Source organism: Streptomyces sp. NPDC057486, assembly GCF_042802415.1.
GTDB classification, from domain to species: Bacteria; Actinomycetota; Actinomycetes; order Streptomycetales; family Streptomycetaceae; genus Streptomyces; species Streptomyces yanii.
This window is the reverse complement of the sequence record NZ_JBHVEE010000240.1, coordinates 1-7,086: the sequence shown is the minus strand read 5'-3', so window position 1 is coordinate 7,086 and position 7,086 is coordinate 1. Positions and strand designations below refer to the sequence as shown.

Here is a 7,086-nt window from a genome sequence, read left to right as displayed (position 1 = left end):
GGTGCCCGCGCCCCCGAGGGGGTGCGGGCACCTTCGCGTGCGGGCAGGCACCTTCAGGACGTCAGCACGGGCTCCTTGGCCACCTCGCCCGGAGCGCCGTCGGCGTCCTGGACGTCCTCGCCGCCTTCCACGTGCAGGCGCGGCCGGGCGGGCAGCGCGAACATCACCAGGAAGATCACCGCGAGCACTCCGGCCACCCACCACAGCGAGTGCTGGAACGCCTCGGCGAACGCCGGACCCACCGCGTCCGGCGCCAGCCGGTCGCTGATCGACCCGAAGAAGACGACCGAGACCAGGCCGAGCCCCAGCGCGTTGCCCATCTGCTGCACGGTGTTGATCAGCCCGGACGCCGACCCCGAGTGCTCCTTCGGCACCTCGGACAGCACCGCGTCCGTCAGCGGGGCCACGATCAGCCCCATCCCGATCCCCATGACCACCAGCGGCAGAGCCATCTGCCAGGACTCGATGGACATGCCGTACCGGTCGGACTCCCAGATGTAGAGCAGCAGCCCGGCGACCATCAGCAGCGCGCCCGCCTGCAGTACCTTGCGGCCGAACCGGGGCACCAGCTTCTGTACGGAGATCCCGGCGGCGAACGAGACGGCGATCGAGAACGGGATGCCGGTCGTGCCGGCCCGCAACGCGCTCCAGCCGAGGCCGATCTGCATGTACAGCGTCCAGACCAGGAAGAAGATGCCGAGCCCGATGCCGAAGGTCAGCTGGACGGCGATACCTGCCGCGAAGCTCTTGACCCGGAACAGCGAGAGCTCGACGAGCGGCGAGCCGTCCTTGCGCGCCTTCTCCCGCTCGAACAGCACCAGGGCCAGGAAGACCAGGGCGCTGCCGGCCATCAACGCGTACCCCCACAGCGGCCAGCCCAACTCGCGCCCACGGGTCAGCGGGTACAGCAGCATCAGCAGCCCCAGCGTCACCAACGCGACACCGACCAGGTCGAGCCGGAGGGCATTCGGAGCCTTGGACTCCGTGATGAACTTCCGGCCCAGGACCAGTCCCGCGATGCCGACAGGCAGGTTGATCAGGAAGATCGGCCGCCACTCCAGACCGGCGATGTTCCACTCGGTGAGCAGTGCGCCCAGCAGCGGTCCCGAGACGGCGCCGAGGCCGACGATCGCGCCGAAGAGGCCGAAGACCTTGCCGCGCTCGTGCGCGGGGAAGGTGGCGTGCACGATCGACAGCACCTGCGGGACCATCAGCGCGGCAGTGCCGCCCTGCAGGATGCGGGAAGCCACCAGCATCTCCGGGTTCGCGGCGAAGCCGCAGAGCGCCGAGGCCAGCGTGAAGCCGCCGATGCCGATGAGGAAGAGCCGCTTGCGGCCGTAGATGTCGCCGAGCCGGCCGCCGGTGATCAGACCGGCCGCGAAGGCCAGGGCGTATCCGGCGGTGATCCACTGGATCGAGCTGAACGTGGCACCGGTGTCCTGCTGGATGCTCGGGATGGCGATGTTGACGATCGTGACGTCCACCAGGTCCATGAAGGCCGCGGTCATCACGATGGCGAGCGCGAACCACCGGCGCCGGTCCGACGGGTCCGAGAACACCGCGGGAGCGGCCGCCGTGGACGGCAGAGGGGATTCGGAAGAATTCATACAATGAAGTTAGAGGTCCATTAGGTCAGGTCATGACCCAATGGACGGGCATCCTGGATCCATGACCGACACCCCGGCACGACTGCTGAATCTGCTGTCGCTCCTGCAGACGCCGCGCGAGTGGCCGGGCAGCGAGCTCGCCGAGCGGCTCCGGGTCAGCCCGCGAACCATCCGCCGCGACGTCGACCGGCTCCGCGACCTCGGCTACCCCGTCGAGGCGTCGCGCGGCTCGGTGGGCGGCTACCGCCTGGTCGCGGGCGCCGCCATGCCGCCGCTGCTCCTCGACGACGAGGAGGCGGTGGCCATCGCCGTGGGGCTGCGGGCGGGCGCCGGACATGCCATCGAGGGGGTCGACGAGGCGTCCGTGCGGGCGCTGGCGAAGCTGGAGCAGGTGCTGCCGTCACGGCTGCGGCACCGGGTCTCGGTCCTGCAGAACGCGACGGTGCCGCTGGCCCGCGGCGACGGTGCGACCATCGATCCGCAGACACTGACGGTGATGGCGGCGACGGTCACCGGGCAGGAGCGGCTGCGGTTCACCTACCGGGCGGGGGACGGCGCCGAGACGAAGCGGCTGGTCGAGCCGTACCGGCTGGTGAGCACGGGGTGGCGGTGGTACCTCGTGGCGTACGACCTGGGGCGCGAGGCGTGGCGTACGTTCCGCGTCGACCGGGTGAGCGAGCCGTTCGCCACGGGGGCCCGCTTCACCCCGCGCGAGCTGCCCACGGGCGACGCCGCGGAGTTCCTCGCCGGCTCCATCCAGCGCCGGAAGCCGGAGCTGGCGGTCGAGGTGAGCTTCTCGGCCCCGGCGGAGTTCGTCACCGCCCGGCTGCCCGCGGTGTTCGGCCCACTGGAGCCGACCGGCGACCACAGCTGCCGGCTGCGTGCGGTCATGGCGGACTCGCTGGAGTGGGTGGCCCTGCGGCTGGCGCTGGTCGACTGCGAGTTCACCGCTCACGCGCCGCCGGAACTGGTGGCGCACCTGGGTGAGCTGGGTGCCCGTCTGACCCGCGCGGCCGTGCCGCCGAAGTCACCACCGGCGGAGCGACCTGCACAGTCCGGCGCAAAGGAATGAGTCCCGGCGCCGGGGGGGGGGTGGGCGCCGGGACTCAGCTTAGGGGGTCCGTACGAAGCGACCCATATCGGAGGCTACTGGACGCGAGGTCACGCCGCAGCGTCAAAACCCGTGTCGTGAGCCATTCGCTTCAGTTCGAGCAGCGCGTGCTTCTCGATCTGACGGATCCGCTCCCGGGTCAGCCCATGCTGCTTGCCCACCTCGGTGAGGGTCCGCTCACGGCCGTCCTCGATGCCGTACCGCATTCGGATGATCGACGCGGTGCGGTGGTCGAGCTTGCCGATCAGGTCCTCCAGCTCCTCGCTGCGCAGCAGCGTCATGACGGACTGCTCGGGCGACACCGCGGAGGTGTCCTCCAGCAGATCGCCGAACTGGGTCTCGCCCTCGTCGTCCACGGACATGTTCAGGCTGACCGGGTCTCGGGCCCAGTCGAGGACGTCACCGACGCGCGTGGGCGTGGAGTCCAGCTCTGCGGCGATCTCCTCGTGCTCCGGGTCGCGCCCGTGCTCACGATTGAACTCGCGCTGCACACGGCGGATCCGGCCGAGCTCCTCCACCAGGTGGACGGGGAGCCGGATCGTACGGGACTGGTCGGCTATGGAGCGGGTGATGGCCTGACGGATCCACCACGTCGCATACGTGGAGAACTTGAAGCCCTTGGCGTAGTCGAACTTCTCGACCGCGCGCACCAGGCCCGCGTTCCCCTCCTGAATCAGGTCCAGCAGGGGAAGACCTGCCCGTGGGTAGCGGCGGGCGACAGCAACCACGAGTCGAAGGTTGGATCGGATGAAGATGTCCTTGGCGCGCTCGCCCTCGGCGACCAGCGCCTCCAGCTCCTCACGCGTCGCTCCACCGGCTTCGCTCTCCACCGCACCGTCGAGGATCTGCCGCGCATAGACGCCCGCCTCGACGGTCTGCGACAGTTCGACTTCCTTGGCGGCATCCAGCAGCGGCGTGCGCGCGATCTCGTCCAGGTACATGCCGACCAGGTCGCGATCGGCGATCTCTCCGCCCACGGCGCGAACACTGCTTGCCCGGTTGGTCCCGCCACTGGCGGACGAACGACGGGCGACGGCACGGGTTGCCATGCGTGCTCCCTTGCTGAGTAGGTCGCGACACCCTCTCGGGTGCCCTGCATCCGATGGAAACAACGACTGGAATCCGGACAGAATTCCCATGGCGCGCACTCATTTTCGCGATCATGCAGTACCCTGTCCGGTCGCGAGGGGAGTGCACATGCCGGGATTCCGTACAGAAGTGCAGGTCAGGTCCGGCATCGAGGGCGATCTGGCGGCTCTCACAGACATCTACAACCACTACGTAGGTGAGACCGCGCTCACATTCGATACCGCCCCCTTCACACCCGAACAGCGGCTGCCGTGGCTGCGTTCCCACCCGGAAGACGGCCCGCACCGCCTTCTGGTTGCTCAGGATGTCCGCATTGCCGGTCCCGCATCACTCCTGGGCTACGCCACCAGCAGCGCCTTCCGCCCCAAGGCGGCATACGCCACGTCGGTCGAGGTGAGCGTGTACTGCGCGCCGTGGGCCACCGCACGGGGGATCGGCACACTCCTCTACACGTCACTCTTCGAGGCGCTCGCCGACGAGGACCTGAACCGCGCGTACGCGGGCATCACCCAGCCCAACGACGCCTCGGTCGCACTGCACAAACGGTTCGGCTTCCACCATGTCGGTACGTACACCGAGGTGGGCCGGAAGTTCGACACGTACTGGGACGTGGCCTGGTACGAGAAGCGGCTGGGACCGGAGGCCTAGGACCCGGTGGGGTCGCGGCGTAGGTCCGCAGCCCGTTACCGGCGGCGGGCCCCGCACCTAGCGTGTTCCGGCATGACCGACACGACAGGCAGGACAGACTCCACAAGCGCACCGGACACGGCGCCGGTCGACCCCACCGGCACGCTCGACGAGGCGCTGGACCGGCTCCACGCCTCGGGTCCCGAGCGCAACGGCTGGCTGAGCAACCACGGCCCGATGGCCGTCGAGGCGCTCGTACGGCACGGCCAGGCGTCGGCCGTCCACCGTTGGCTCGACCACTACAGCCACAAGCTGGAGGACATGCCGGCCCCCGCGACCCGGATCACCGCGGAGAACTGGCACGAGGCCCTGGGCGACCCACGGAGGATCGCCGACTGGACGATGTACTTCGCGCAGGAGACGGCCGGGCGGCCCTGGCAGGACGTCCTCACCGAATGGTGGCCGCGGCTGCTGCCGGGCATCGCCGCAGGCGCCACCCACCCCGTGATCCGGGTCGGCCACGCCGTGCGCACCCTGCTCGCCGGCGGAGCGAACGCGCCCCGGGTCACCGAGCTCGCGCACGGCCTCGGCTACTGGGCCGCCCGCCACCAGCCGCTGCCCGCGCTGAACCCACCGGCCTCGCTCGTGCCCGCGCCGAGTGCCGCGGCCGCGCTGGACGCCGTACCGCCGGTGGCCGATCAGAGCGGCGGCATCCGCGACCGGCTGGCGCAGCTCACCGCGTTCCCGCTGTGGCCGCAGCAGTTCGCGGACGACCCGGACGTGGCACGCACGCGGCTGGCGGAACTGGTCAGGGCCGCGACCCACCGCTACGCCACTCACGGCCACGGCGAACCGATCATGCTGGTGCACGCCGCGACCGCACCCAACGCCGTACTGCGTACCCTGCCCGCCCTCCCCCGTGAACTGTGGCCGCAGAGCCTGGCCGCCGCCTGGACCGCGAGCGCCGCGGTCACCGCCGCGTACAGCCCGGCCGACCCCGTCCCGTGCACCGCATCGTCGTCGGCATCCTCCGCAGACGAGATCTTCGCGCGGGCGGCGGAGCACGGTGACGACCACACCATCAAGTTCACCGACACCGCGCTGGACGTCGGCGACACGACGGCCCTGGCCGCCGCGCTCCGCTCGATCGAGCTGAACCCCCCGGCCCGCTGACCACTCAGCCGAACTGCACCGACCGCTTCGCGAGCCCCATCCAGAACCCGTCGATGATGCTGCGCCCTTGATCGAGCTGGCCCTCCGAGGCACCCAGCGTCACGAAGAGCGGCGCGAAGTGCTCGGTGCGGGGGTGGGCCAGCCGCCCGGCCGGGGACTTGTGCTCGAAGTCCAGCAGCGCGTCAATGTCCTGCGCCTGCAGCGCCCGGTGCCCCCAGTCGTCGAACTCCACCGACCAGCCGGGATTGCCGCCGCCCGCGTGCCGCAGGGCTGCGAGGTTGTGGGTGAAGAAGCCGCTGCCGACGATCAGGACGCCCTCGTCGCGGAGGGGGGCGAGCTTGCGGCCGATGTCCATCAGCTTCTGCGGGTCCAGCGTCGGCATGGAGATCTGGAGTACCGGGATGTCGGCGCCCGGGAACATCTCCACCAGCGGGACGTACGCCCCGTGGTCGAGCCCGCGGTCCGGGATGTCCTGGATCGGCGTACCGGCGCCGCGCAGCAGCTTGCGTACGCTCTCCGCCAGCTGCGGGGCACCCGGGGCCGCGTACTGCACGCGATAGTAGTGCTCCGGGAAGCCCCAGAAGTCGTAGACGAGCGGGACGGTCTCGGTCGCGCCGAGGGCGAGCGGAGCCTCCTCCCAGTGGGCGGAGACCATGAGGATCGCGGTGGGGCGCGGCAGCTCGGCGGACCAGGCGGCCAGCTGGCCGGGCCAGACCGGGTCGTCGGCCAGCGGCGGCGCACCGTGGGAGAGATAGAGGGCGGGCATGCGCTCCGCGGTGACAGTCATGACACTCCCCATCCACTACTACTCAAGCTAAGTCTTCTGCGGCGGCGGGATCAGCTCATTGAAGCTTCAAGTTCCCATCCCGAGAGACCTTAGCCCTATCTAGTTCAACTTTCAAGAAAAGGTCGTACAGTGGAGCACATGACCACGGCATCCACCGGCGGGACCCGCTGGCTCTCCGACGAAGAGCAGAGCGTTTGGCGCGCCTACCTCCACGCAACCACGCTCCTGGAGGATCACCTCGACCGCCAGCTGCAACGCGACGCCGGCATGCCGCACATCTATTACGGACTGCTCGTCCAGCTCTCCCAGGCGCCCCGCCGCCAGATGCGGATGACCGAGCTGGCCAAGGACGCCAAGATCACCCGCTCCCGACTCTCGCACGCCGTCGCCCGGCTGGAGCGCAACGGCTGGGTGCGCCGCGAGGACTGCCCGTCCGACAAGCGCGGCCAGAACGCGGTCCTCACCGACGAGGGGTACGAGATGCTCCGCCGATCCGCGCCGGGTCATGTCCGCGCCGTACGCCAGGCGATGTTCGACCGGCTCACACCGGAGCAGGTCCGCTCGTTCGGCGAGATCATGCAGGTCATCGCCACCGGCCTGGAGCCCGAGGGTACGGACGCCGACCTGCCCTGGCTCCGCTGAGCCGCCCTCGCGCACCGATACGGGTCTGCCCCGGTTCCGCCGAGCGGAAC

At 70.1% G+C, this 7,086-nt stretch carries 7 protein-coding genes; 4 read left to right on the top strand and 3 right to left on the bottom strand.

Features of this window, described 5'->3' with window-relative positions; translation table 11 throughout:
• Nucleotides 1-53 precede the first annotated feature (53 nt).
• Complete coding sequence (locus ACFU6I_RS47115) at nucleotides 54-1,607, bottom strand: MFS transporter (protein WP_384380352.1); 1,554 nt, start codon at nucleotides 1,605-1,607, stop codon at nucleotides 54-56.
• A gap of 61 nt (nucleotides 1,608-1,668) precedes the next feature.
• Here ACFU6I_RS47115 and ACFU6I_RS47110 point away from each other — a divergent pair, with 61 nt between their 5' ends.
• On the top strand, nucleotides 1,669-2,679 hold the full coding sequence (locus tag ACFU6I_RS47110; protein ID WP_384380349.1) for a helix-turn-helix transcriptional regulator: 1,011 nt from the start codon (nucleotides 1,669-1,671) through the stop codon (nucleotides 2,677-2,679).
• An 89-nt stretch (nucleotides 2,680-2,768) separates the two neighbouring features.
• Here ACFU6I_RS47110 and ACFU6I_RS47105 read toward each other — a convergent pair whose 3' ends face one another.
• Entirely contained in the window at nucleotides 2,769-3,767 is a 999-nt protein-coding gene (locus ACFU6I_RS47105; protein ID WP_266984679.1) for an RNA polymerase sigma factor RpoD/SigA, read from the bottom strand.
• A gap of 148 nt (nucleotides 3,768-3,915) precedes the next feature.
• Here ACFU6I_RS47105 and ACFU6I_RS47100 point away from each other — a divergent pair, with 148 nt between their 5' ends.
• Together ACFU6I_RS47100 and ACFU6I_RS47095 are read left to right on the top strand one after the other, a co-directional pair.
• Nucleotides 3,916-4,455 (top strand): GNAT family N-acetyltransferase, encoded by a 540-nt coding sequence (locus tag ACFU6I_RS47100; protein ID WP_384380346.1) that lies wholly within the window; start codon nucleotides 3,916-3,918, stop codon nucleotides 4,453-4,455.
• A 72-nt stretch (nucleotides 4,456-4,527) separates the two neighbouring features.
• Nucleotides 4,528-5,607 carry a questin oxidase family protein gene (locus ACFU6I_RS47095; RefSeq protein ID WP_384380343.1) on the top strand — a complete coding sequence of 360 codons (1,080 nt, stop codon included), beginning with the start codon at nucleotides 4,528-4,530 and terminating at the stop codon, nucleotides 5,605-5,607.
• Nucleotides 5,608-5,611: 4 nt separating this feature from the next.
• Here ACFU6I_RS47095 and ACFU6I_RS47090 read toward each other — a convergent pair whose 3' ends face one another.
• Nucleotides 5,612-6,394: a dioxygenase gene (locus ACFU6I_RS47090; RefSeq protein WP_384380340.1), complete on the bottom strand. Its 783-nt coding sequence runs from the start codon at nucleotides 6,392-6,394 to the stop codon at nucleotides 5,612-5,614.
• Nucleotides 6,395-6,523: 129 nt separating this feature from the next.
• On the opposite strand from ACFU6I_RS47090, the gene ACFU6I_RS47085 reads away from it, so the two are divergent.
• Entirely contained in the window at nucleotides 6,524-7,036 is a 513-nt protein-coding gene (locus ACFU6I_RS47085; RefSeq protein ID WP_384380337.1) for a MarR family winged helix-turn-helix transcriptional regulator, read from the top strand.
• Nucleotides 7,037-7,086 lie beyond the last annotated feature (50 nt).